Origin of the sequence: Exiguobacterium artemiae 255-15 (genome assembly GCF_000019905.1) — a bacterium.
GTDB lineage: Bacteria > Bacillota > Bacilli > Exiguobacteriales > Exiguobacteriaceae > Exiguobacterium_A > Exiguobacterium_A artemiae.
Map to the genome: position 1 here is coordinate 1005263 of NC_010556.1, position 24191 is coordinate 1029453.

The following is a 24191-nucleotide window of genomic DNA, read 5'->3' on the forward strand; positions in this document are numbered from 1 at the left end:
TGGAGTGAAGCGTAATGCTGAGTTCGCCGCTGTCCATAACGTATCTCGTCGGGTTGTTACTTATCGCTGGTTTGGGTCTGGCATTTGGTAGTATTTTATTGTTGAAGGGAACGATTCGGGGGCGGTATGCAGGATTTTATTTACTGGCAGCAGCCATTTTTCCCGGAGCGATGCTGATTACATCTGCAGAAGGCGGATTAGTCGGACATCTCTTTTTTGAAACGGATCTCTTCTTGTCGATTGTCGCCTGGTTATTAGTCCTGTCGAGCGGTTATTTGGTCATGGTGACGGGAGCAGTCACTCTTCGGTATGTATACCGCTACACCTCGATTCCGAAAAATGTTCAAAAATGGATGACGGATCATGTGCATCGTCCGAAACCGAACTGAATCAAAGAAGACGTTCGTTCTTTTCCGGTATGGAAAGAACGGACGTCTTTTTTATTAATGTCTAGATCAGTTGGAGACAGCGAATTCTTCAACCGGCGTTTCTTGTTGTTGCTGATCCGGATTTTGAATGCGTCCCGTGACTTCCGTCAAAAGGCGGCGCGGCAGGAATTTTGCAAATGTCACCATGGCGCGGTTGCTCGCTCCCGGTACGACAACCCGTTTACCTTTCAACGTTCCCCGGTATCCGGCAAAGGCGACGAGGTGGGACGGCATGCTTTTGAAAGGTAACGTAATCTGTGCACGGTCAAAAAAGTTCGTATCCGTCGGTCCCGGGCAAAGGCAGGTGACCGTCACACCCGAACCGTCCAGTTCAGAAGCGAGTGCTTCAGACAGCGACAGGACATACGCTTTTGTCGCGTAATAGACACTCATGTAAGGTCCCGGCATGAAGGCAGCAACAGAGGCCACATTCAAGATCCGGCCGAATCCGCGGTCAAGCATTCCCGGCACCAACCGTTTCGTCAGTTCCGTCAGGGCGACGACGTTGACATGGATGGAATTTAAATCTTCGGACGGATCGATTTCTGCAAAGCGGCCGGATGTCGCAAAACCGGCATTGTTGAACAACAGATCGACCGTCAGCTCATGTTCCTCAAGGAAACTGAGGATCCGCGAGACACTGTCCGGTTTTGAAAGGTCGGCTGCGAATGTATAAGCCTTGATTTGGTAACGTTTTTCAAGGACATGCTTAAGCTCCGTCAGTTTCTTTTCATTGCGGGCAATCAATACACAATCAAACCCGTCGCGTGCCGCCAAAACAGCCAAATCAAGACCGATTCCACCGGAAGCACCTGTAATCAAAGCGGTTTTTCGTAACATATCATACTCCTCCATTCAATTGATGACTCATTCTCTAATCTTTATCATTCCCTATTGTTCCCTTGATTCCTGCTCGATAAGCATCTCCTTTTAGAAGTCCGCCGATTCAAGGTATGATAAAGAAAGGATACACCTACAGAAAGTGAGCTGAGTCTCTTGAGAAAAAATGTCACGATTGCTTTGTTATTAGCTACATTTTTAGCGGCGATTGAAGGTACGATCGTTGCGACGGCAACACCGGTCATGGCAAGTGAGTTAAACGGCGCGAAACTCGTCAGCTGGATTTTCGCCGGTTTCTTACTGTTCATGGCCGTCTCAACACCGATTTACGGGAAGATGGCAGACCTGTACGGAAGAAAACGTGTCCTGTTATTCGGAATCGGTGTCTTCACGGTCGCGTCGCTCGCCTGTGGATTGGCGCAATCGATGGAAATGCTGATTCTGTTCCGTGCCGCGCAAGGAATCGGAGCGGGAGCCGTCTTGCCGATTGCGATGACGATCATCGGGGATTTATATACATACGAGGAACGCGGAAAAATTCAAGGCGTTTTAAGTGCGGTTTGGGGAATCTCGGGTGTCGCCGGTCCGCTCGTCGGCGGTTTTTTAGTCGAGACGTTATCGTGGCGTTACATCTTTTTATTAAATGTACCGTTTGCTCTGATTTCATTCATCATGATTGTTTTGTTTTATAAAGAAAATGTCACCGAGACGTCACGGAAGATTGATTACCGGGGAGCCATTTTATTTGCGACTGGCATGAGCGCGTTACTGTACGGATTATTATCGGGAAGTGAATCCGAATCATTTGCCGAGACGCTGATTTTAATCAGTTTTGCAGTCAGTGTGATCCTGCTGTTCTGGTTTTACCGGGTCGAGAAAAAAGCGTCGGATCCGCTGTTGCCACCGGCGGTCATCCGGCATCCGGTCATTCTCGTCATCAATTTGGCGGTCTTCTTTTCTGCCTGGGTACTCGTCTCGATGTCGGCCTACATCCCGATTTTCGCGCAAGGCGTGCTCGGAAAAAGTCCGACGGAAGCTGGTTTTATGCTGATGCCGCTGTCGTTGTTTTGGACACTGACGGCAATCGTCGGCGGACGGACGATCGGAATTGCCTCGCCGCGCTACCGGACGATGACCGGAATGGGTTTACTCGTCATCGGGATGGCGATTTTAATTGGAATCGGCCGGGAATCGAGTGATGTCTTTATCTACCTTGCCGTTTCGTTGATCGGAATCGGTTTCGGACTAGCGCAACCCGTCTTTATGGTCGTCCTGCAGACTTCGGTCGACTGGTCGCTCCGCGGATCAGCGACTGCCGTCAACTCGTTTTTGAGTACGACCGGACAAACGCTTGGTGTGGCGATCTTCGGCACCTTGTTTAATGTGTCGATTATCCAGGCATTTTCCGACTCGAAACTGCTTTCTGGCTACTCGATTGATCCGTTTTTCCAGTCGGGTACGGCCTCCCGTTACGGAGCAGACGTTCAATCGGCCGCGGAACAAGCACTCGCAAACGGACTGCATCTCGTCTTCATCGGGGGCCTCGTCTGTGCCATTCTTGCCTTTTTCATGACCTTCCGACTGCCGAAAGTCCGTCCGGAAGATCCGACCAATTAAAAAATACCAGTCAGACAATCTTCTAACAGAAGACTGCTGACTGGTATTTATTTTTTATTCCGCAGTCGTCGCGGCATTTTGTTTGGCAAATTGTTCCCGGATATCACGTTCATTGCGGCGCAGGAACAGACCGATTCCGACGAGCAGTAAGGCAGCACCGGTGATTTGAATCCACGTCAATGATTCCTGGAACAGGAAGTATCCGAAAATCATTCCCCAAACGGCTTCCCCGAGAATCGTAATACTGACGATGCTGGCACTGACACGTGACAAGGCCCAATTGAATAAGTTGTGGCCGAGCAGTGTCGGGAAAACAGCGAGTAAAATATAGATTTTCCAATCGGTTTGGAATGAACCGACTAGATTGACCGATTGAATGAGCGAAAACAGTAACAGAACGACGGAAGACACGGCATAGACGCCGAATGAATACGTATTCGTCGAGACGCTTGTCCGGACGTGTTGACCGAGCAGCCAGTAACCGGCGACAAGAATCGTCGCAAGCAAGGCGAGTCCATCTCCGATCAGTGCTCTTGGACCAACCGCGATGTCACCATAAGCGACAAGTCCGCCGCCGATTAAAGCGACACCGACGAAAAAGAGAGCTTTTCTCGACGGATGCTGTTTGAAGAAGACGGCATTGCCGATCAAAACAAAAATTGGACTCGCGGTTACGAAGAGCGTCGAGCTAGCAACTGTCGTATAATCAAGGGACAGGAACCACAGCCAAAAATGACCGGCTAAGAGAATTCCGCTTAAAATCATATGTCGGATGGTCGTTGAACTGAGACTAAGTAATTCTTTCAGGTGAATCAACGGTAACAGTAACAGTGTCGAAAACAACATTCTGTAAAAAGCAACCGCTTCGATTGGGGTTTCGGCCCATTTAACGAAAATTGCAGATGTCGAGATAAAAAAGAGTGCCATGAATAAAGTGAAATAGGGCATGTTAACCTCCGCGTGTCTGAAGTAAGGAAATGAGGGTGAACCAATGCAATTAATCATTGCGGAAAAACCAAAACAAGCTGAAAAACTCGCAGCACCGTATCCATCGGTCAAGCGGGACGGATATATTGAAATCAAACCGTGTGACCGGTTTCCGGCGGGGGCAAAGCTTGCTTATGCCGTCGGCCATTTATGTGAACTCCAGGAACCGGCCCATTACGATGCCAAATGGAAACGATGGAACTATGACCATCTTCCGATCATCCCGGAACGGTTCGACTACCGGTTATCCCGGGGAAAAAGCAAAACCTTTCAAGTCATCAAGAAGTTACTGAACGAACGGACGACAACTTCCATCATTATAGCATCGGATGCCGAGCGAGAGGGAGAGGCAATCGTCCGATTGATTCTCCGATTGGCCAATAACGCAAAACCGATTCAGCGCCTTTGGATTTCCAGTCTGACACCACAGGCCGTTGATCACGGTTTCGCGAACCTGCTCGACGGCAAAGAAACCGAGAATCTGTTTCATGAGGCGATGAGCCGCGCCTGTGCCGACTGGTTAATCGGGATGAATGCTTCCCGGGCCTATACGACGCTGCTCAAGAAAAAAGGCATCGCCGATGTCTTTTCACTAGGACGGGTGCAGACGCCGACATTGTCATTGATCGTCGAACGGGAAAAACAAATTGAGAACTTCCGTCCGGAAACGTTTTTTGAAGTCGAGGCCGATTTTACCCGGTATACCGGAAAGTACATCAATCCGAAAAAACAAACGAAGATTACGGAACGGAGCCTTGCGGAAGCAATCGTTGCCCGAACAACAGGAACCGGTACCGTTGCAGCGGTCGAAAAGACGGAACAAGTCGAAAAACCGCCGTTCTGGTTCAGTTTATCGCTGTTGCAAACGGAAGCCAGTCGCCGTTTCGGACTCGGGGCAAAGGAAACACTCGATATCGCGCAAAAACTGTATATCCGGGGCTGGATCAGTTATCCGCGGACGGATTCGTCTTTCGTCTCAAAAGACGAGGCGAGCCAGTTTCCGGCGATTTTAAACCGGCTCCTGAAACAGCCGGAGTATACCGAACTGACGGATCTCGTGACGAACAATCTGATGAATAATAAACGGTACGTCAATTCCGCGAAGGTCAGTGATCACTATGCCATCATCCCGACGGAAGAAGCGGGAGCCGTTGCGAAACTGTCCGGACGCGATGCGCAAGTCTATGATTTAATCGTCCGCCGTTTCTTAGCTGCCTTTGCAGCGGATGCCCGGTCGGAAAAAACGGAAATCATCACGGAACGGGAACAGGACCGTTTCCTGACGAAAGGCAGCCGGTCGCTTGAACTCGGCTTCAAGAAAGTCTTGAAAATCGAAGCAAAAGAGCAGGAGCTGCCGGCAGTGGAAGTCGGTCAGCCGGTACCAATCAAAGGAGCAAAGCTGCTCGAGAAACAGACGGAACCGCCAAAACGCTATACGGAAGGGACGCTGATTCTCGGAATGAAGACAGCCGGGAAAGTGCTCGAAAATGAACTGCAAGCCATCATGAAGGAAATCGAAGGCCTGGGAACAGAAGCGACACGCGCCGGCATCATCGACGGACTGAAACGCCGGGAATACATTCAAGTCAAGAAAAAAGAACTCCATCCGACAGCAAAAGGGCGGATTTTGATTGAAGCCGTCAGCGGCAGTATCCTCGCTTCCCCGGAGATGACGGCAAAGTGGGAAAGCCGGCTCGACCAAATCGGCAAAGGGGAAGCATCCGCGGCCCAATTTGTCGATCAGGCGAAGAAGCTGTCCCAGCATTTAGTCCAGGATGCGAAAACACGGGTGGAACAACTGGAAGTCGATCCGACGCAAGTTCCGGCTAAACGGGCGCGCGGCGCCACGAACCGGCCGGTCGGCATCTGTCCGGTTTGTCAGGCGGAACTGCTTGATCGTGGAAAGTTTTACGGGTGCAGTGCCTATCAGAAAAACAATTGCGGGTTTACCCTGCCGAAGACGATACTCGGGGCGCGTCTGACACAAACCGAGCTGAAAAAAATGCTCGCGAACGGAAAAACAAAACCGCTTGAGATGAAAAAGAACGGGCGGACTTTCCAGGCGATGCTGTATTTGGAACAACACCAATTGAAATTTGAGTTCGTGAAGGGAGAAGCTTGATGTATTACGATTTAATGGAGAATAAAACCTTTATCCCGATGTTTGAACAATTTTTAAAAGAGGGGACAAAGCTGACGGTCTGGTTTCCGAACGAAGTGACGATCGGGCAGGCGGATGCTTTGATCGAAGAAGCCGAGGAATTGTTCGGGGTGACGGCCGAAGTCATCGATGATCCGCAATCGTTCGGAAAATCCTTGCTGTTGCCGTATTTAACGGAGCAGGAAACCCGGGAAGACGATTTCGTCCGTTACGAAACGGTGATGACGGAAGAGGTGAAAGCAGTCTTACGGGAATTGACCTTGCCGATGATGACAGACGGTGATTTCGCCGTCCTCTATTCGTACCGGATTGACCGGCCGGATGGCTTTTTATTCGTCGAAGATTGGTTTAATGCGGAAGTTTCCTTAGAAACTTAACAAAAAAACGGAAACCCTCCTGGTTCGTGTTGCGTAAGAGTAACTATCACACGAAACGAGGAGGGCTTTTATGTCGTTTTCAGGAATCGCTTCATTGCTTAACGGCAACCGACTGTTGCTGTATATCGAAGGTGACGGTTTTTTTTCCGGAATGCCGGTTTTTATGATGATCTTTTTTGGAATCATCGTATGTATTTTCGTCATCGGTCTGTTTGCGATGATTACACAGGGTGCCTCGACACACAGTCTGACGAAGTCGCTCCGGCATCATGCCTCGGAACTCGTGACACCGTCGGAGGAAAGTGCACAGCGGTATCTGGATTATCTCCGCTCCTTGTCATCGTTTCCGGTCGAAAAGACGAATCTCGAACCGATTCGTTTGGCGAAAGGGATTCTATCGTTGATTCAACAGACGGATCAGGTACAGGAGGCAACGAAAAAAGACATCGCGGCACAATATGCACGACTCGGTGTGTTGATGGGGGATCCGCTCGCGGATGAAGAACCTGTCCGCCGTCATTCGAGTATGCATCATCACCATGACCACCATCAGATGCACGTCAATCAGCAACAGAACGATCACTCTAATCATTCTAATTTTTAATGGTTTGGAGCCGACTCACGAGTCAGTCTCTACAAAGAAAAGGGTGACGGATTCCAATTCCGTCACTCTTTTTTCGTTAAAAAAGATCACCCGGTTCACGCGACTCCTGCAGGAAAAAGTACAAGTTGGGCTGTCAGAGACAAACCGGCTTGTATCTCGCCTGAGAAAAGGGCGTGAAAGAACGAGTGATGCCTTTTGGAATCAGCTCCTTTTAACAAATCGTCCTAAAATCCCCCATTTTTTGAAATCTCTTTGTAACATACAAGCATTTAGATTAAAGTTAGATGAAAAGTAATCTTTTTTGAGCATATCTAGTGGTTTTGCCTAAAAAACCTTTAGAATAAGGTTTAGAAACAATTAGTTTAAATTTTTACAAGTAGAGGGGGATGAATAGATGAAGTCATGGCTTAATCGAACGATTGGACGCCAAATTATGTCTGCCTTCTATATGGTTATCTTGACACTCGTGCTGACCTCAGCCGGCGTTTATTTTTATACGAAAAGTCAGGTTCAGACATCACGTCAGGAACTGCTGACATTAAACGATCATCGGACACGTGCGACGAACTTATATGAATCATGGCAAAGTCTTCAGTATGAAATGCGCGGATTCGTCTTACTGGGCGATGAAGCAATGCTCGAAGAAATTGAACGGAAAAAGGATAATATCAATCAACAAACGACCTGGTTTGAGAAAAATGCCCGTTTTAAAGAAGAAAAACAGTATGCAAAAGACGCCCGATCGCTGTACACGGCGTACACACAACGTGTCATGCCGAGTCTGACGAACTACGTTGCTGCCAAAAAAGACGGCGACGTAACCGAACCGTTCCTGCAGATGGCAACGCTCGGAAAAGTCACGCAGGCGCCTAAGCTCGATCCGAAACGGAAATTCAACATCAAGACGAAAAGTGCGGCTGATATGAGCTCAAGTATCGTCGACATGGAGACCGTCTTTACAAAGTACCGCAACTCATTAAATAAACAAGAGCTCGCGGCCCAAGAAAAGCTCGGAAAACAGGTTAACGCTTCACAGATATTGGGATTTGTTAATCTTGCTGTCCTGCTGTTGATCATTGCCTTGCTCGTCCGACCGTTCGTTTCGCGGTTGACCGGCCAGTTGCGTCAATTGAACCGTGAAAGCAGCCGTCTTGCCCGAGGCGAGGACGCGACACCGATCAAGGTCGTAAATGCCCGGGATGAAATCGGCGAACTGACGACCACCTTCAATCAGATGGCTGCCTCGATCTCTTCGCAGAAAATGCAACTCGTGTCGAGTAACGACGAACTGCAGAGTCAGCAGGAAGAACTCGTTGCCCAGCAGGAAGAGCTGCAGATGCAACAAGAGGAACTGGAAGAAGCACTCGACACTACGTTGCGAAACGAAACGCATTTGCGGTATCGCAATGAGTTGACGGAAACGCTCGCTTCACGTGAGACGTTGACGGCGTATCCGGCCATCATTGAAAAGTTGATTACGATTACAGATGCCGAGCTCGGGGCGATTGTTTTCCTTGACGATGACCGCTATACGGATATCGTATCGTACGGTATGACACCGGATCAGCAGCATCAGTTGTTACACTCTTCGATTTCGTTACTGGAACGGGCACGGATGCACAAGCATGCTGTCCGTTCGACGAAACAAGTGACGAGTGATCATCCGTTGCCGTATCCGTACAGTATGTATGAAACGGTCGTTCCGGTCATGGATCCGTCGACCAATACGATGATTGCCAGCATTTATCTGGTCCGTTACCGGGACCAGTTCAATGAAGAACAAACGGAAGAAATTTGGTCCTTCTCCCGGCAATTGGCCTTGTCCCTGCTTCGGATGCGGGTGTTTGATGAAATCGAGCGGGAACGCGAGAAAACATCGAAGTTGTTGCACTCAATCCGTGAAGCGGTCATTTACATCGAAGATGACAAGATTTTTGCCAATAAACCATTATTGGCCTTATTCCATCATCCGTCCCACGATCAATTTAACGAGGGATTGATGACACTTGATGTCAAAATCGAAGAGTTGGCTGTCCAGGTCGACCAGCACGAGGCGTTTCTCGAATATATGAACCGAGTCTGCCGCCATGACATTCCGACTGAAGGCTTGTCTTTATCCTTAAACAAAGAGGAACGGTTCGTTCAAGTGTACGCGGAAGGCATTCAATACGGCGGCCGTTTCCGGGGAACGATGCTTGTCCTGCGGGACGTGACGATCGAAACCGGTATCGACCGGATGAAGTCCGAGTTCGTGTCGACGGTATCCCATGAGTTGCGGACGCCGCTTGCCTCGATCTTTGGTTATACCGAGTTGATGCTCGCAAAAGACTTGCCTGTCGATCGTCAGCAACGGTACTTGACGACGATTCATTCGGAGACGCAACGTCTGACGAGTCTCGTCAATGATTTTCTTGATGTTCAGCGCATGGAATCGAGTCAGCAACAGTATCAGTTCGTGAAACTCGATCTTCGGAACTTGATTCAGGAAGTTGCCGAATTCCATGCCGGTTCAACGAGTCATCACCAATTGACACTCGAAACCGGGGACCGGCCGCTTCGTTGGATTGAAGCGGACGAACCAAAAATGCGGCAATTATTCGGGAATTTGATTAATAATGCCATTAAGTATTCACCGGACGGCGGAGAGATTGAGCTTAAGCTGGAAGAGCTGGAGGACCGGTTACGGATCCAAATCATCGATGAAGGAATCGGGATTCCGCAACACGCCTTACCGGAACTGTTCAGTAAGTTTTACCGGGTCGATAATTCCGACAGTCGGAAAATCGGCGGGACCGGTCTTGGCCTTGCGATCTGCCAGGAAATCGTCCGGGCCCATGACGGGTTGATCCATGTGGAATCAACAGAAGGGAGCGGTTCAATCTTTACGATTGAACTGCCGTTCGAACAAATCAGTTCGCTTGAAACGATTACCGGAACGGAACACGCGAAAGACCATAAAAGATAAGCAGATTGAAACAGCAGCAGACAACGGACTATCCGTTGTCTGCTTTTTGGTGTAAAACGATTCGGAAGAAACAGTAACGGGAAAAGTAAAAAACAGGTGACAGAATATCATTCAAAAAGGAGGAATTCACTGTGAAACAGATACGACCGCCTTGCTAAGTTCGAATTCGACGGAATATTCAACTGCTGTATCTGAATCGTTGTTTGACCGCCTGTCTGCCGGCGTATGTCATCGAGCGGTTGTTTTGGCAACAACGTGGCATGACGGTGCAGGACGTCGTGTATGCTGAAATCGCCTTTGCCCTGACGGTGATGATGCTAGAAGTCCCATTTGGTTTGTTCGCTGATCGGTTGGGACGGAAAATCAGTCTGCTGACAGGAACCCTATTTGAAACGTTATCGTTTGTAATCTTGCTTCACGCGTACGACCTGTCGTCCTTTTTACTCGCGATGGTGTTAGCCGGAATCGGAAGTACTGCTGTCAGCGGAGCGGAAGAGGCATTGATTTACGAAACGATGGAGCAACTAGGGGGAAGGGAGCATTTTGAGAAAACGATTGGTCGGATAAACGCGGCAGGCCTTGCAGCAACCGGTAGTGCGGCGCTGATTGGAGCCTGGCTTGCGACATCCTACGAGCTGACGGTGCATTATCATCTCTCGCTTGGTTGTTTGACGGCGGCTGTTTTTGTCAGTTGCTTGTTGACTGAACCGGACAAATCCGGACGACCGTCAGTTTCTGTTACGCGTTACGACTGGCGTCGGTGGGATCTTGTTCCTTCGTTCATCCGGATGACGCTACTCAGCATTTCGTTTGGAGCGACATTGACGTTCTTGGATGAGTTCTGGCAATTGTATGTCCAGGAACAAGGCATTTCCGTCTCCTGGTTTGGGGTTATCTTGATTGGTCTGATGGTTGCCCAGGGACTCGGTAATCTTTTACCTAAACCGGCCCGTCCGTTCGTTCCGCTCAGCGTTCTTCTACTTGTGTATGCAGGCGGTTTTGTCTTACTTGCTGTGATGGACAGTCGATGGTCCGTTCTTGTCTTAATAGGTCTGTTTTTGATTTACGGCTGGTCGGAACCAGTCCTGACGACATGGTTGCAGGGCATTTTGACGGATGATGTTCGGGCGACCGGCAGTTCAATGCTTTCGATGCTTGAGAGTGTGGTGATGATCGGTATCGGATTGGTGTTTGGTCAAATTAGTCAAAGTTCAGGTCTTGACGGAGCCTATTTCTCGCTTGGATTTGTCTGTCTGTTGATGGGAACAGGATTGCTGGTATTTCACCAAAAAAGATAGCAACGAACAGATAAAAAAGAGAGGTCTTTTCCAGGTGCGATACCTGAAAAACCCTCTCTTTTTTATGCTTATCTTATGAGATGCGCTGTTTCTGCTTGATCGCAACGGCATCATGCAAACGCCGGGCTGCCGGGAACATCAGCAGAGCGACCGCGGCCGCTATCCAGTAGACGGTCTCGATGCTCAACCGGTCCGCAAGCAATCCGAATAGCAGGCTCCCAAGACAAAAGCTGAGCGTATAGACGGTTTGTTGCATGCTGTAGACATACGGTAAGCGGGCGGCTAGCGTCGCTTCCTGTAAACGGGTAGTCAGCTCAATCGCCCGTAGTTGGCTTGAGGCGCCCTGCAACACACAGGCGACAACGGCAAAGACGACAGACGGTGCGAACGCAAATAAGACGGTGGCTCCGACCGATAACGCCACACTCAGCGTTAACAGGGAAACAGACTTGGTCCGGCGGAGCATGTAATAACTGCCGCCGATCATGCTGAGCAGATAAAAGGCATTTAAGATGCCCCACCAGCTGTCAGACACATGGAGATGCGTATCAATATAAACAAGGAATAACGCTGAAATCCAGGCGGTACTAGCAAAGGCGTCGATGCCGAGCAACGTCGTATTCAGCCGGGCCGGTTCAGTCGTCCATGTGTAGCGGAAGCTCGACCGGAACGATGGTGTTTCCTGCGTTTCTTCGATAGGATCCGCGAGTTGACGGACCTGATGACGAAACAGACCGGTCCAGAGACTTGCCAAAACAAACAAGCCGAATGAAATCGTCAGGACGAGACCGGGGGAGCCGAGGCTGACAAAAATCGCACCGAGCGGCCACATCACCAGTTGGACAACTTGGTTTGTCCCTTGAACCAGACTGTTGGCTTTTTGAAGATTATCCGTGATGCGCGGCAGGAAGGCACTTTCGAGCGGTCGGGCAAATCCGTCGAGAAAGGCAATCCAGACGACGCACCCAAGCAGATAACCGAACGGTAAATCAAAAAATACAATCAGACCGAGGCTGATCGTTTTTAAAAGCTGACTGGATAACAAAAGCGAAGCATGACGGAACCGTCTTGCGAGATCGGCAAAGAAAAATCCGCTGATCGTCATGCCTGCTGTCACGGCAATCGGGAATAGGGCAGCAGTGCTGGCCTGTCCGGTTTCAGCATACAGGGTAGCGATGAGAGCGACGATGTAGAGCGCATCTCCCGCATTTGCTACCCACTGGCTGACCAGTAAAGTTGTAAATCGGTTCATCTATAAAACCTCCACATCGTTCGTATTTAGTTAGTGGGTGGGTAAATAGATGAATTTACATCGGTCAGCCTCATTTCGCGTTTTTTTTGATTGTATAAGGAAAAAAATGGATTGTCAATGGAGTCGGGAAAATGAGGTCAATGAACTCAGACCGGGCGTTGTTTTTTGAGAGCCCGCATGTTGAGGGCGACGAATAACACAACAAATCCTGCCAGTACGACGAGGTCGACCCAAATGTCCTGTAACCCGTAGCCCCGAGTCATGATATTTTGCAAGGCGTGCGCAGCATAAGTCAACGGCATCAACCGGTTGATGACTTCCACCCAAAGCGGCGCATCACTCAAATCAAACAGTCCGCTGAAAAAGATCTGAGGTACGATTGCTAAAGGAATGAACTGAATCAATTGAAATTCCGTCCGGGAAAAACTCGACAGCAGTAAACCGAGTGACAAGGCGACGCTTGCCGTCAAAAGATTGACGAACAAAAGCAGGAAGTAATTCCCCTGTTGCGTCACGTCAAGTACGTTGACGATGAACAGTTGGATGAGAATCGTTTGAATCGTGACGAATAAAAAGAAACCGACGAAATAACCGAAGACAATGCTCGACCGTTTGAGCGGAGTCGCAAGTGTCCGTTCCAGTGTGCCGCTCGACCGTTCCCGTAAAAAGCTGACACCGGCAATGATGAAAACAAATAAGAAGATAAAAAAGCCCATTAAGGCAGGAGCGATTTGGTCAAACAATTCAGCGTCCGGATTGCCGTATAAAAACTGGATGTCGGGTTTAGTGACGGCCGGTGCGACAGGTTGCGGTGTTTCAAACGTTTGATTCGTCAACTGGGTCAGCTGTTGCTGCAACTGTTTAACGGCTGCCGTAAGTTTCGTATTGGCAGCAGACGTTTGTTGTCCTTGAATCGTGATCAAGGTTTCTTGAATGACTTGGAGCGCTGCTACATTTTTTGAAATATCGCCGCCTTCAATCAAAATCTGCGGCTGATTCTGTTGAAAGGTGATCAGGGAATCGATTTCGCGATCCTTCATAGCGGTGACACCGGTCGCTCTGTCTGTAAAGGTACGGGTATCGGTTTTTGTTTTTAACGTGTCTTGAAAGGATGCCGGCAGATCGACCGTACCGATCGTCACATCATCTGAGCTCGAGCCGAGAATCGTTGACAGTAAGAACAGGACAAACAGCGGAGCGAGAAACATCATCGCAATCGTCCGTTTATCCCGAAAAATTTGTGAAATGACACGTTCCGCTACCGTCAGAGTTTGCATCAGACTCGCTCCTTTTGAATGAAAGCTTCGTCGATGGAACCAAAGCGCTGAATCAGATCATCCGGTGTACCGGCTTCGATCAGGCGGCCGTGCTGAATCAACAACAGACGATCGCAACGCTCGGCTTCATCCATGACGTGTGTCGTGACGAGTACTGTTACACCGGATTGACGCAGTTGTTCAAATTCATGCCAAAATGTTTTTTTGAGCGCAGGATCAATCCCGACTGTCGGCTCATCGAGCAGTAAAAGACTCGGTTCATGAATCAAAGCGATGGCAAGACTGAGCCGCCGCTTCATTCCGCCGGAAAACTGATGAATCGGGCGATCAGCATCTTTTTTTAAATCGACGAATTCAAGGACGGTTTCGATCCGGGCCCGGAGCCGTGCTTTTTTCAAACCGTACAATTTTCCAAAGTATTTGAGATTCCCTCTTGCCGTCAAGTCTTCATAGAGCGCATCAGATTGTGCCATATAACCGATTTTCTCGGCTTGTGCGAGTGAGGGTTGTCGTGTTCCGAGAACGGTAATCGTCCCGGTCGTCGGTTGCTGCAGACCGATCAAGGACTTGATTAAAGTCGTTTTGCCGGAGCCGCTTGGTCCGATCAATCCGACGATTTCCCCCCGACCGATTGAAAACTGGACATCGGTCAAGACCGTTCGTTTTCCGAATGTCTGTGAGTAATGGGTTACATCAATCATGCCATCACATCCCTTCTACTTCTTTATACCCACTTCGCTGCTTGACGATGAAGGATCCGCCTGTTTTTTTTCGGAACGCGGCCGATCCCAAAGTAAACGGACCGTTACATAAAAATAAACGGCAGAGATGATATAAAAGAGACTGCCAATCGTCAAAAAATCAATCAGATAACCGGCGGCGATGATGCCGAGCGCCGACCAGAGGGACGTCTTAAAGTGATAGCGGCCGATTGTCCGACCGACCGTTGTCAGAGCGAGTTCCTGCCGGGCGAGAATGGTTTTTTCCGTATTCTTTTGGAATGCCCCGAGTATTCCCATAATGATTTGAATCAGGTAGACGTGACTGATGGACGTGACGATCGGAACATACAATAAAATCAGTGCCATACCGAACGTATGGAAAATCAGCAGGGACCGGTCGCCGAACCGGTCGCTTAAACGACCGATACCGAGATAGGCGAACGCTGACGTCAGCGTGAAGAGACCGTAGGCCAGACCGAACTGGGCATAGGAATCCCCGATTTGCCGGACGAGTAACAAATAAAAGGGGAAAATGATACTGCTGCTCATTAAGATCATACTTTGAATACGAACAAAAAGTGGATAATTCATCGTTGTCTCCTTACTTCAAATAGTCCAGATAGAATTGGTTCATGAAAAGTCCTTTCGGATCCTGTCGTTGTTTCGCGGCTTTAAAAGCAGCGGCATTCGGATAGGCTGCGGTGAACTGATCACGTGTCGCAAACGGATAGTACGGCAGGTAGTAACTGCCCTGATGTTCGAGTGTCGCATCGATCAATTTCTGGACGATCCGCTTCGTTTCGTTGATGGATGCCGGATCCGTTTCCGTATTGATCAGCCAGACGAGGGCAAACATATCCTGTTTGGCATAAGACAAGGCGGCCGTTCTATCCTGCTCGACATAGCGGATCGTAATGTTTAAGACATTTAATTCGTCGGTCGTTAAAATCGTCCGCAACTGATCGATATAGGAAACAAACGAATCAACCGGAACAAAATATTCCTGGAGTAACTCCGTCCGGCCGGGACTGATATATTCCATGAAAGCACTGTCGGACCGCATGACATTATTCCGGGATTCATACGTCCCGCTCTGCTTCAGGAAATACGACTTTTGGAAGGACCACAACTTATTTTTGCCGAAGTCACTGTACCGGGAGAGACCGAGTAAGGCTTTCGGCAGAGCAATGATTGTTTCCTGCTTAAGCGGTTCCTCTTCAATCGGAACCGTTCGTTCGGCTTTATGATAATTCGTCACATACATCTCTTTGAAAAACCCGTCCGGCGCGACGGAAATACGTCCGATATGCATCCGGACGTCAGCATCACCGAGTACATGTTGACGGAAATAAGCCGGATAATCATGATAGTCCAAAGCGACGGTCTGCTCGGTATACCATTCGTCGTCGGTCAGTTTCAGGGTGACATCCAAAATGATGCCGAACAGTCCGTATCCGCCGGGGACGAGGCGGAATAAATCCGCATTTTCGTTTCGGCTGACATGGACGACGGTACCGTCTGCCTTCAACAGCCGGAAGGAATCGACGGTATCGAGCAGGGAACCGTAGCGGATATCCCGGCCATGGACATTGACGCTGAGGGCACCACCGACCGTAAAGATGTTTTGGGATTGCATGACCTGAACCGCCAGTCCGTCCGGCTGAATCCGCTCCTGAATTTCGGCCCAGGTGATTCCGCTTTGGACTGTAATCCGGTGCTTGTCCGGTGTATATGCCAAAATCCGGTCGTAATCCGTCATATCGAGAACTGTCGTATCCGGGAGATAGGTCTGTCCGCCCTGACTGTGTTGCATACCGGCGACGGACACGGTTTCCTGCCGCTGTTTTGCTTGTGCAACCCAGGACTTGAGATCGTTCGTCGATGTTGCCGAACGAATCTGTTTGACACGGGTCGGGAGTAACTTCGACTGATCGGAACTGGTGAGGACCGGGTGTTGATAAGTCCAAAGTGAAAAACTAAAAACCGTCATATACACTGCAATGACGGCACCAACAGCTATTCGTTTCATACATCCTCCTAAGATTTGATTGAGATGTCGACCGGATCAAACGGATCGGATAAGCGGCTCGCTGCGGCTTCCGCGTCTGCTGCAGTAAGCGGAACAGTGGGAATCATTTGTTGTCGCCGCAAGCGGTAAGCACGCTCGAGGCGGCTCGTCAGTAGATTGGCAAAGAACACGAGCAAAGCCAAGGTGATCGCCGGGACTAAAAACAGATGGTTGATCCAGGAAACGGCCGTGAACTGAAAGAAATAATAACCGAACTGGGAAGCCCATTCAAAAATCGTCGGGGCAGCATTACCTTCGAACAAGACAAGTGTTCCGCCGAAAAATATGCCAAACAACGAGAGATGGATCAGGACCATCAATGTCTGGACAAACTGTTGCATGAAGACAATCGTCAACGTCGGCAACAGGTGCGGCCAGATGTGTGTCCGGAATTGATAGCCCGGACGCCCGCCGAGTGTCCGGGCGACAAGCATGAACTCTTGAGCGAGCAGTTGCCGGGTTTCACCGATGAAATACAGCACGAGTGCCGGTAAACCGAGTAACGTCAAGACACTGATCTCAAGGAAGACCCTTGAGAACGTAGACGGAATCTCGGCGGGATCGACGAACTGGAACGCCGGTAACAGAATGAATAACGCGATCAGCGAAATCGGAAGGATCAGGAAACCGTCTAACAGCAGTCGTAAGGCCGTATACAACCGTTTCTTCCGAAAAGCGAGCGGGATGCCAATCAGCAGCGCGAGAGCGATTCGGGCGAAGGCAATGCTGACGCAAATCCCGATTGTCCACTTGGCACCTTCAATCATCACCTGAAACAAATCATTTCCGGAACGATCCGTCCCGAGCCACCGCTCTGCAGACGGTTCAAGCGGTGAGGTGGCGATAAATGTTCCATCCTTTGAATAGAGGTTCTGAATTTGATCGACCTGTCCATCACGAAAGACGGAATTGGCAAAACTGAGTATCAGTAAGGTCCCGAAGAACAGCAGACACATCCAAAAGACGGGGTCACGCAGTAAAACACGTCTCATGAGATTTCTCCTTTCCACGAGCGGGGGATACAAAGTTCTGCCACTGTATCCAAAATGAAAAAGGGTACGTAAATGAGGAGCAACAAGACGAGTAATACCGAAAAATCTTGATTAATCAAGATAAAACGGAATAGTCCCTGGACGTTAAAAGCATACTCGATGACGACCAGGCTCGACAGAATCGTAATAGTGTTGGTCCGGAAAAACAGATAAAACCGATAAAACAGATTGGGCATTAAATGTTGCCAAAACAGTTGGGTCGAGTGCATTCCTTTAGCACGGGCCAACTCCAGATAGCTCGCATGCTGTTCTTCCTGAATCCGACCGGTCAACCATTTGATGAAGAAAAAGACAGTCGTCAATGATAAAGTCAAAATCGGCAGGAAACGAATCGAATCTGCGAATCCGCCGGCAATTTCAATTTGATTAAATCCGGTCATCTTAAATAAAAAAACGATGATGGACTGGGAAACGATGATCCAAAATAAATCGGGAATCATTTCAAGGAGCCGGGCGGATTGTGTCAGGATGGACCGGGTTTTTGATCCTGTCCGGTAAAATAAGAAGGCATAAAGCAACGCCACGACCGATGAACAGATCAGCGCACTGGTGAAAATGACGAGCGTTTCCTGGATGAACGGCTGGAGATCAGGCATCAGCGGTCTTTTTTCAGAAGCGGTGACATTGTAATAGGTCAACGGGGCGGAAGTCGTCAACAGACCAAGCTGTTGTTGGACCATTTTGAAATAGCCCGGAAAATCCGGTCGCATCTGAACGATTAAACCCGGCAGAGCACTGATCCCGACTAAAACAAGAAAAGCAAATACAAGTTGAGTGGCTTTACGAATGATAAACGACGACATATTGTTCCTCCTACATTAGCAGTTTAACCGATAGCCTGAATGAGATCATTGCCAATTTGAATCAATTGACTGTTGCGGTGTTTCCGGCGTGTGATGTACCGTTCGAATTGTCCGGTCGGAATATAGGTATCCCGCGTTGACAGCGTCGACAGCGTCAATAAGATTTGTTTCAGTTGAGGCTGTCCTTCTTGCAATTTCAAATGAGTCATCCGGTTGTTTACATCCAGATGATTGATGAACAATTCAACCTTACATCCTTCCTTGATCAGTTCACTGACCAGAAAGGCTGTCTGATCAAGAAATGTCTCGAAATTCGTATGCAATCCGTAACCGCTTGGTCCGGACAGATTCAAGGCGAGCGTAAACGTATCCTGGTTACTCGTCTCAAAGACTTTTGCCTGTAGCCGGCCGGTCTTTGCTGTCGCATACCAATCAATTTCTTTGGATGGTTCTGACGTATACGGTTTAGCGCCCAGTTGAACCAGTTTGTTTTTCAGCGGTGAGTAGCGATCCGCGCGGTCCCCGATCCGCAGACGGTTTAACAGGAGCGGTGTCGCCTGTGCCGTCAACGAAGGAAGAACCGTAAATTGAGGAAAGTCATCAAAGGTAAAAAGATAGACAACCATCCGCCAAGGGAGCCGGATGGTTAATGTGAGTTCACCAAAATGAGCCGGTCCCCGCCGCATCGCTTGAATCGGAATCTCGAGTTGTTCGTCCGATTCAATGACGGCGTGATAGGTATGCGGATGGAGCGGGTCCATGTCGGGAAAAATCAGGCCATCTTCCGTATGCAACCGCAGCGTGGTTTTTAACCCCAACTTTTGCAGGGCTTCGAGACCCAAAAGTTGCAGGCGTAATGAGGCCGATTCCTGATTAAACATCAATGGTTCGTAATGTTTCCACTCTAAGGCAATGTCCCGCTGTAATTGTTTTTCGGTCTGACCGACGACATAATGGATGGTTCCAACGGCAGCAAACAGAAAACCGAGCAACGAGAGTCCCGGGATAAATAAGAAAACGAACGTCAAGATGACATAGACGGAAAAGAGCCGGCGCTCGAGCCAAAAAGGAACGGAACGTTCGATGTGCATCCTGTCACTCCATTTCGACCGGAACCGGGATATCGTCAAGCAGATGAAGTAACACATCGGCTTTTGTCGTTTTGATACCGCCTTCGAGTGTCAGTGTCAAGCGGTGGGACAACACATGTTTTGCCAAGTATTTGACGTCCTCCGGAATGATGAAATCGCGGCCGCTCAGAAACGCAAAGCTTTGTGATGCCCGAAGCAAAGCAATCGCCCCGCGGGGACTGACTCCGACTTCGACAAGGGCGTGATGACGGGTCGCTTGGACGATGGCGAGCAGGTAATCGAGGACGTCCTGAGAGGCGTGGACACGCCGGGCTTCTTCCTGCCAGGTAATCAGGTCACCGCCTGTTGCGATGCCGATTGCCTGTTTCCGGACATTGGCCAAGACTTCGTTCAACAGTTGCCGTTCGTGTTCAAGATTCGGATAACCGACTTCAATCGCCACCATGAACCGGTCAAGCTGAGCGTCCGGTAGCGGGAACGTTCCGGAAGACTCAATCGGGTTTTGCGTTGCGATGACAAAAAACGGAGCCGGCATCTGATACGTCGTTCCGCCGATCGAGACTTGACGTTCTTCCATCGCTTCGAGCAGAGCCGACTGGGTGCGCGGGACAGCCCGGTTGATTTCATCAATCAACACGACGTTCGCGAACAGCGGTCCGCGTTTGTTCTCAAATTCCTGTGTTTTCATGTTAAAGAAGTCGGAGCCGATGACATCAGACGGCAGGAGGTCCGCTGTGAACTGAATCCGGGAAAAGGCACTGTCAAAACTGTTGGCAAGAGCTTTCGCGAGCATCGTCTTCCCGGTCCCCGGCACATCTTCGAGCAGAATATGGCCTTCGGCAATCAAGGCCGTTAAACACAAATCGATGACATTGGACTTTCCCAGATAAATCGTATTGAGCTGGTCTTTTAATTGTTGTAGTTTCACTATGTACGCCTCCATATCATGAAATAAAATTCAAACAGCTGTTTTTCTCAGAAATCCAGAAAATACATCATCTTAAGGAAAAAATATCCAATAATATTAACTGAATTTTAGCACAAATTGAAAACAAGAAGAAACTATTTTCTGATTCAGAAAAAAAGACCGGACGATTACGGACTGAAAGGGAAGGGTAGTTGAATAAAAGAACAGATAAAGGGAGGCAGTTTGTATGAAGCTGATTATTTTCGGAGCGACCGGACAAACCGGACAGGAGTTGGTCAAACAGGCAATCGCCCACGGGCATACGGTGACGGCATTCGTTCGTAACCCGGATAAACTCGAGTTGACGGACGGAAAACTGCAAGTCATCGAAGGGGATGTACTTAATCAGGAAGCGGTGAATCAAGCCATGCAGGGACAAGAGGCGGTGCTGACAGCCCTCGGAACCGAGAGTCTGTCTTACAGCGGCTTTCTCGAGCGGAGTCTCTTACGAATCGTAAACGCGATGAAGGTGAATGGCGTCGACCGGATCGGTTATGTCGCTTCTGCCGGAGTCGATCAGGAGCTTCCGGGTGCACAAGGATTACTTGCCCAACAAATTCTCAAGAATCCGCTAAAGGATCACCGGCAGGCGATTGAACTGTTGAAACAGGCCGATGTAGCGTATACGGTCGCGCGACCGCTTCGATTGATGAACGGTCCGTTGACCGGTTTGTATCGTCAGACGGACAATGGTGTCCCGGAACAGGCGAAGCAAATCAACCGGGCGGACGTCGCCCACTTTTTGCTCGAAGCGATTGAGCAGGGGGAACATGTCCGGAGCAGCGTCGGACTGGCCGAATAAGAAAAGCCGATTTTCAAAGGACGGAAAAAGTCCTTTGAAAATCGGCTTTTTGTATGCACTTACTGCTGGCGGTATACGGAAACCGAGCCGCCGTTGACGAAGAATTGACCGTAGCCGTCCTGATTGATCGTGACGGAAGCGGTGTTGTTACCGGTGATGTCGGTCCAGACTTCACCTTTGTTTTGAAGACCGACATACATCCATTTACTGCCGCCCGGACCGTCCGACAGAATCGTTGCAAGACCAGATTTCGCCCGGTCGGTCACACCTTCACGCGTCCAGCCGATCACGTCCGCATTATCGAGATAATCATTTTGTTTTCCGAAGGCAAAGTCTTTCCGCGCTTTTAACAACGGATCGATTTTAGAGGCAAGCGCCGGAATTTCACGGTTCGACGTGCCTTTTGTCCCGTAGTAATCGCCGTAGAAGACCGACGGATATCCTTGTTCACGTGTCAGAATCATGGCGTAAGCAAGCGGTTTGAACCATGACTGTACCGTTGACTCGAGCGACTGTCCGGGTTGGGAATCATGGTTTTCGACGAGTGTGACGGCCTGGACGGGATTCGTTTTGACAAGTGTGCCGTCAAAGATCGTCCGCATGTCATAATAGCCGCCGCCTTTACTTGCCTGCTCGAACTTATAGTGGAGCGGAGCATCGAAGACCGATTGCTGATAGTTCGTCCGGCTCAAATAGTTTTGCAGCGTCCCGAGGTCGTTCTGCCAATATTCAGCCACCGTGAATAACGGTTTTCCGGTCGTCTGACGGACGTTTGCGAGCCAGTCGGCAAGGTAACCGTGTTTGATATGTTTGACGGCATCGAGACGGAATCCGTCGAGACCAAGTTCGTTGACATACCATTTGCCCCAGTTCTTCATTTCCTGCTGGACTTCCGGATGATCGAAATCAATATCGGCATACATCAGGTAATCATAGTTTCCGTTTTCGGTCGAGACATCGGTATCCCACGCTTTTCCGGTCCCACGGAATTTATAGATGGCACTTTTTGAACGGGATTGATCCCAGTCCGTTCCGTCGAAGTGATACCATTTCCATTTAAAGTTCGAATAGGTATTGTTCCGCGCGGCGAAATCAAATCCGGTCCAGGCTTGGATTTGATAGTCACCCGAGATTTCCTGGTTCCGGTTGCTGCCGTTTACTTCGACGGCTGTGACGGCTTCCGTGAAATCCGCTCCGCCTTTATGGTTCATAACGACATCCCCGTAGACATCGATGCCGGCTGTATGTAGTTGATTGATGGCCGTTTTGAGTTGAGCTTTCGTTCCGTATTTCGTCCGGACGGTTCCTTTTTGATTAAATTCGCCGAGATCGTATAAATCATAAGCTCCGTAACCGACATCATTTTGTGTGGTTCCTTTATAAGCGGGCGGAATCCAGACAGACGTGATTCCGAGTTGATCGAGTTTCGTTGAATCACTGCCGAGACGATTCCAGTGGTTGCCGTCATTCGGAACATACCATTCGAAATACTGCATCATCGTACCGTTATCCGCCGTTGCACCTACTGCAATCGGTTGCACAAGTGGCGCTAGAAAAGTAGCAGTCGCGAGAGTCGCGACAATCAAGCGTTTTTGTTTCATGAAAAGACCTCCTGTAAGTTTATGAAAGCGTTTGCATTTACAGTATATCAAGTCTTGGAATTTACCGTATCATCCGCGACGTTTATTTCTGAACATCTTGTTTTCGTGACTTTTGAACCTGGAATATTTTTTCAAGAGAAGAATAATCAATCGGTTGACCTGTTCTTAAGAAAAAAACAGGACCATCGGACTCTTGAACGAGATGATGAATTTTGGTTCAGTTTTATTTGCCGGATTTTAAGGTCTTTTGTCCAGCTTCTCAAGAGGTAAAAGGAGGTGTAAAAATGAGGAGGTAAGACGAGCTCGTACATATGTAACCAAGGGGGAAACACAGTATGAATTGGAAGTCGAAAATCAGCGGAGCGCTTGTCGCTGCACTTGCACTCGGGTCAATTTCGTTTACACCGGTTATCGCTAAGACAGAACCGACCAAAATCGTTGCCGGACCACAGATGGTCACGTCACAATCGACGATCGACGCATATTATCTGCCGGCGTCAGGTAAAACAGGTGCGGCATTAAAAGCCTCATTACATGACATCATTGATAACCATACACAAGTATCGTACGACACGGTCTGGACTGCTCTGAAGGAAACGGACCAAGATCCGAACAATGCGAATAATGTCATTGAACTGTACACGGGGAAATCGATTGCGAAGAGCAATAACGGCGGGAACGTTGGTCAATGGAACCGTGAGCACGTCTGGGCGAAGTCGCACGGTGATTTCGGAACAAGCAACGGACCGGGAACGGATCTGCATCATCTGCGGGCGGAAGATGTTGTCGTCAACAGCGCACGGGGGAATCTTGATTTTGATAACGGCGGCACGAAGTATGCCGGTTGCGACTGTTACCGTGACAGCGATTCATGGGAACCGCCGACACGTGTCAAAGGCGATATCGCGCGTATGATCTTCTATATGGCTGTCCGCTATGAAGGCGGCGGTGAAATTGATTTGGAAGCATCGGAAAATGTCAGCAACGGCGCAAATCCACTTCATGGCAAACTGTCGACGCTAAAAGCATGGAACAAACTTGATCCGGTCGATGCGACGGAAATCAGACGCAATGACATCATTTTTGAAAAGTGGCAAAAAAACCGGAATCCATTTATCGATCATCCGGAATACGTGACATCGATTTGGGGAAATTAATGTCAGACAGATCTGAAAGAGGGACACACCGATTTTTTTCGGACGTGTCTCTTTTTTTGACTGAGAAAACGATGTGAAACCTTTTTTTAGGTCCGGCGTATAGAAAGAAGTGAAAATTAAAC

Annotated in this window: 21 protein-coding genes; 9 read left to right on the top strand and 12 right to left on the bottom strand. The window is 49.1% G+C overall.

Features of this window, described 5'->3' with window-relative positions:
• Positions 1–14: 14 nt before the first annotated feature.
• Positions 15–389 carry a hypothetical protein gene (locus EXIG_RS05115; RefSeq protein ID WP_012369861.1) on the top strand — a complete coding sequence of 125 codons (375 nt, stop codon included), beginning with the start codon at positions 15–17 and terminating at the stop codon, positions 387–389.
• A gap of 66 nt (positions 390–455) precedes the next feature.
• On the opposite strand, the gene EXIG_RS05120 is transcribed toward EXIG_RS05115, so the two are convergent.
• Positions 456–1268, bottom strand: coding sequence for an SDR family NAD(P)-dependent oxidoreductase (locus EXIG_RS05120; RefSeq protein ID WP_012369862.1), 813 nt, complete (start codon positions 1266–1268; stop codon positions 456–458).
• Between the two features lie 156 nt (positions 1269–1424).
• Here EXIG_RS05120 and EXIG_RS05125 point away from each other — a divergent pair, with 156 nt between their 5' ends.
• Positions 1425–2885 (top strand): MDR family MFS transporter, encoded by a 1461-nt coding sequence (locus EXIG_RS05125; RefSeq protein ID WP_012369863.1) that lies wholly within the window; start codon positions 1425–1427, stop codon positions 2883–2885.
• A gap of 54 nt (positions 2886–2939) precedes the next feature.
• Here the strand turns inward: EXIG_RS05125 and EXIG_RS05130 are convergent, their stop codons facing one another.
• Entirely contained in the window at positions 2940–3890 is a 951-nt protein-coding gene (locus tag EXIG_RS05130) for a DMT family transporter (RefSeq protein WP_326930244.1), read from the bottom strand.
• Between EXIG_RS05130 and EXIG_RS05135 the strand changes: the two genes are divergently transcribed.
• The 5 genes from EXIG_RS05135 (at position 3877) to EXIG_RS05155 (ending at position 11277) form a co-directional block, all read left to right on the top strand.
• Positions 3877–5994, top strand: coding sequence for a DNA topoisomerase III (locus tag EXIG_RS05135; protein WP_012369865.1), 2118 nt, complete (start codon positions 3877–3879; stop codon positions 5992–5994). The two genes, EXIG_RS05130 and EXIG_RS05135, sit on opposite strands and share 14 nt — an antisense overlap.
• A complete protein-coding gene (locus EXIG_RS05140) occupies positions 5994–6410 on the top strand; it encodes a hypothetical protein (RefSeq protein ID WP_012369866.1) in 417 nt (138 codons plus the stop codon). Before EXIG_RS05135 ends, EXIG_RS05140 begins: the two co-directional genes overlap by 1 nt.
• Positions 6411–6480: 70 nt before the next feature.
• A complete protein-coding gene (locus tag EXIG_RS05145) occupies positions 6481–7014 on the top strand; it encodes a hypothetical protein (RefSeq protein WP_012369867.1) in 534 nt (177 codons plus the stop codon).
• A gap of 394 nt (positions 7015–7408) precedes the next feature.
• Entirely contained in the window at positions 7409–9979 is a 2571-nt protein-coding gene (locus tag EXIG_RS05150) for a HAMP domain-containing sensor histidine kinase (RefSeq protein WP_012369868.1), read from the top strand.
• A gap of 203 nt (positions 9980–10182) precedes the next feature.
• Positions 10183–11277: an MFS transporter gene (locus EXIG_RS05155; protein WP_012369869.1), complete on the top strand. Its 1095-nt coding sequence runs from the start codon at positions 10183–10185 to the stop codon at positions 11275–11277.
• A 73-nt stretch (positions 11278–11350) separates the two neighbouring features.
• Here EXIG_RS05155 and EXIG_RS05160 read toward each other — a convergent pair whose 3' ends face one another.
• The 9 genes from EXIG_RS05160 to EXIG_RS05200 form a co-directional block, all read right to left on the bottom strand.
• A complete protein-coding gene (locus EXIG_RS05160; protein ID WP_012369870.1) occupies positions 11351–12529 on the bottom strand; it encodes an MFS transporter in 1179 nt (392 codons plus the stop codon).
• A 146-nt stretch (positions 12530–12675) separates the two neighbouring features.
• Entirely contained in the window at positions 12676–13806 is a 1131-nt protein-coding gene (locus EXIG_RS05165) for an ABC transporter permease (RefSeq protein ID WP_012369871.1), read from the bottom strand.
• Positions 13806–14507, bottom strand: coding sequence for an ABC transporter ATP-binding protein (locus tag EXIG_RS05170; protein WP_012369872.1), 702 nt, complete (start codon positions 14505–14507; stop codon positions 13806–13808). Before EXIG_RS05170 ends, EXIG_RS05165 begins: the two co-directional genes overlap by 1 nt.
• A 15-nt stretch (positions 14508–14522) precedes the next feature.
• A complete protein-coding gene (locus EXIG_RS05175) occupies positions 14523–15119 on the bottom strand; it encodes an MFS transporter (RefSeq protein ID WP_012369873.1) in 597 nt (198 codons plus the stop codon).
• Between the two features lie 10 nt (positions 15120–15129).
• A complete protein-coding gene (locus tag EXIG_RS05180) occupies positions 15130–16557 on the bottom strand; it encodes an FAD-binding oxidoreductase (RefSeq protein WP_012369874.1) in 1428 nt (475 codons plus the stop codon).
• A gap of 8 nt (positions 16558–16565) precedes the next feature.
• Positions 16566–17588 carry an ABC transporter permease gene (locus EXIG_RS05185; RefSeq protein WP_012369875.1) on the bottom strand — a complete coding sequence of 341 codons (1023 nt, stop codon included), beginning with the start codon at positions 17586–17588 and terminating at the stop codon, positions 16566–16568.
• The gene (locus EXIG_RS05190) at positions 17585–18451 is read right to left on the bottom strand and encodes an ABC transporter permease subunit (RefSeq protein WP_012369876.1); all 867 of its coding nucleotides are present in this window, start codon (positions 18449–18451) and stop codon (positions 17585–17587) included. Before EXIG_RS05190 ends, EXIG_RS05185 begins: the two co-directional genes overlap by 4 nt.
• Before the next feature lie 23 nt (positions 18452–18474).
• Positions 18475–19542 carry a DUF58 domain-containing protein gene (locus EXIG_RS05195; RefSeq protein ID WP_012369877.1) on the bottom strand — a complete coding sequence of 356 codons (1068 nt, stop codon included), beginning with the start codon at positions 19540–19542 and terminating at the stop codon, positions 18475–18477.
• A gap of 4 nt (positions 19543–19546) precedes the next feature.
• Positions 19547–20470: an AAA family ATPase gene (locus EXIG_RS05200; RefSeq protein ID WP_012369878.1), complete on the bottom strand. Its 924-nt coding sequence runs from the start codon at positions 20468–20470 to the stop codon at positions 19547–19549.
• A 226-nt stretch (positions 20471–20696) separates the two neighbouring features.
• Between EXIG_RS05200 and EXIG_RS05205 the strand changes: the two genes are divergently transcribed.
• A complete protein-coding gene (locus tag EXIG_RS05205) occupies positions 20697–21311 on the top strand; it encodes an NAD(P)-dependent oxidoreductase (protein ID WP_012369879.1) in 615 nt (204 codons plus the stop codon).
• Between the two features lie 59 nt (positions 21312–21370).
• Here EXIG_RS05205 and amyS read toward each other — a convergent pair whose 3' ends face one another.
• The gene (amyS, locus tag EXIG_RS05210; protein ID WP_012369880.1) at positions 21371–22912 is read right to left on the bottom strand and encodes an alpha-amylase; all 1542 of its coding nucleotides are present in this window, start codon (positions 22910–22912) and stop codon (positions 21371–21373) included.
• A 335-nt stretch (positions 22913–23247) separates the two neighbouring features.
• Between amyS and EXIG_RS05215 the strand changes: the two genes are divergently transcribed.
• Positions 23248–24069 carry an endonuclease I family protein gene (locus EXIG_RS05215; RefSeq protein WP_012369881.1) on the top strand — a complete coding sequence of 274 codons (822 nt, stop codon included), beginning with the start codon at positions 23248–23250 and terminating at the stop codon, positions 24067–24069.
• Positions 24070–24191: the final 122 nt, after the last annotated feature.

Excerpts from the sequence above, each read along its gene's own strand:
- EXIG_RS05160 (WP_012369870.1), bottom strand. The coding sequence starts at position 12,529 with ATGAACCGATTTACAACTTTACTGGTCAGCCAGTGGGTAGCAAATGCG.
- EXIG_RS05180 (WP_012369874.1), bottom strand. The coding sequence starts at position 16,557 with ATGAAACGAATAGCTGTTGGTGCCGTCATTGCAGTGTATATGACGGTT.
- EXIG_RS05195 (WP_012369877.1), bottom strand. The coding sequence starts at position 19,542 with ATGCACATCGAACGTTCCGTTCCTTTTTGGCTCGAGCGCCGGCTCTTT.
- EXIG_RS05175 (WP_012369873.1), bottom strand. The coding sequence starts at position 15,119 with ATGAATTATCCACTTTTTGTTCGTATTCAAAGTATGATCTTAATGAGC.
- EXIG_RS05190 (WP_012369876.1), bottom strand. The coding sequence starts at position 18,451 with ATGTCGTCGTTTATCATTCGTAAAGCCACTCAACTTGTATTTGCTTTT.
- EXIG_RS05165 (WP_012369871.1), bottom strand. The coding sequence starts at position 13,806 with ATGCAAACTCTGACGGTAGCGGAACGTGTCATTTCACAAATTTTTCGG.
- EXIG_RS05170 (WP_012369872.1), bottom strand. The coding sequence starts at position 14,507 with ATGATTGATGTAACCCATTACTCACAGACATTCGGAAAACGAACGGTC.
- EXIG_RS05115 (WP_012369861.1), top strand. The coding sequence starts at position 15 with ATGCTGAGTTCGCCGCTGTCCATAACGTATCTCGTCGGGTTGTTACTT.
- EXIG_RS05130 (WP_326930244.1), bottom strand. The coding sequence starts at position 3,890 with ATGATTAATTGCATTGGTTCACCCTCATTTCCTTACTTCAGACACGCG.
- EXIG_RS05120 (WP_012369862.1), bottom strand. The coding sequence starts at position 1,268 with ATGTTACGAAAAACCGCTTTGATTACAGGTGCTTCCGGTGGAATCGGT.
- EXIG_RS05140 (WP_012369866.1), top strand. The coding sequence starts at position 5,994 with ATGTATTACGATTTAATGGAGAATAAAACCTTTATCCCGATGTTTGAA.
- EXIG_RS05150 (WP_012369868.1), top strand. The coding sequence starts at position 7,409 with ATGAAGTCATGGCTTAATCGAACGATTGGACGCCAAATTATGTCTGCC.
- amyS (WP_012369880.1), bottom strand. The coding sequence starts at position 22,912 with ATGAAACAAAAACGCTTGATTGTCGCGACTCTCGCGACTGCTACTTTT.
- EXIG_RS05145 (WP_012369867.1), top strand. The coding sequence starts at position 6,481 with ATGTCGTTTTCAGGAATCGCTTCATTGCTTAACGGCAACCGACTGTTG.
- EXIG_RS05135 (WP_012369865.1), top strand. The coding sequence starts at position 3,877 with ATGCAATTAATCATTGCGGAAAAACCAAAACAAGCTGAAAAACTCGCA.
- EXIG_RS05185 (WP_012369875.1), bottom strand. The coding sequence starts at position 17,588 with ATGAGACGTGTTTTACTGCGTGACCCCGTCTTTTGGATGTGTCTGCTG.
- EXIG_RS05205 (WP_012369879.1), top strand. The coding sequence starts at position 20,697 with ATGAAGCTGATTATTTTCGGAGCGACCGGACAAACCGGACAGGAGTTG.
- EXIG_RS05215 (WP_012369881.1), top strand. The coding sequence starts at position 23,248 with ATGAATTGGAAGTCGAAAATCAGCGGAGCGCTTGTCGCTGCACTTGCA.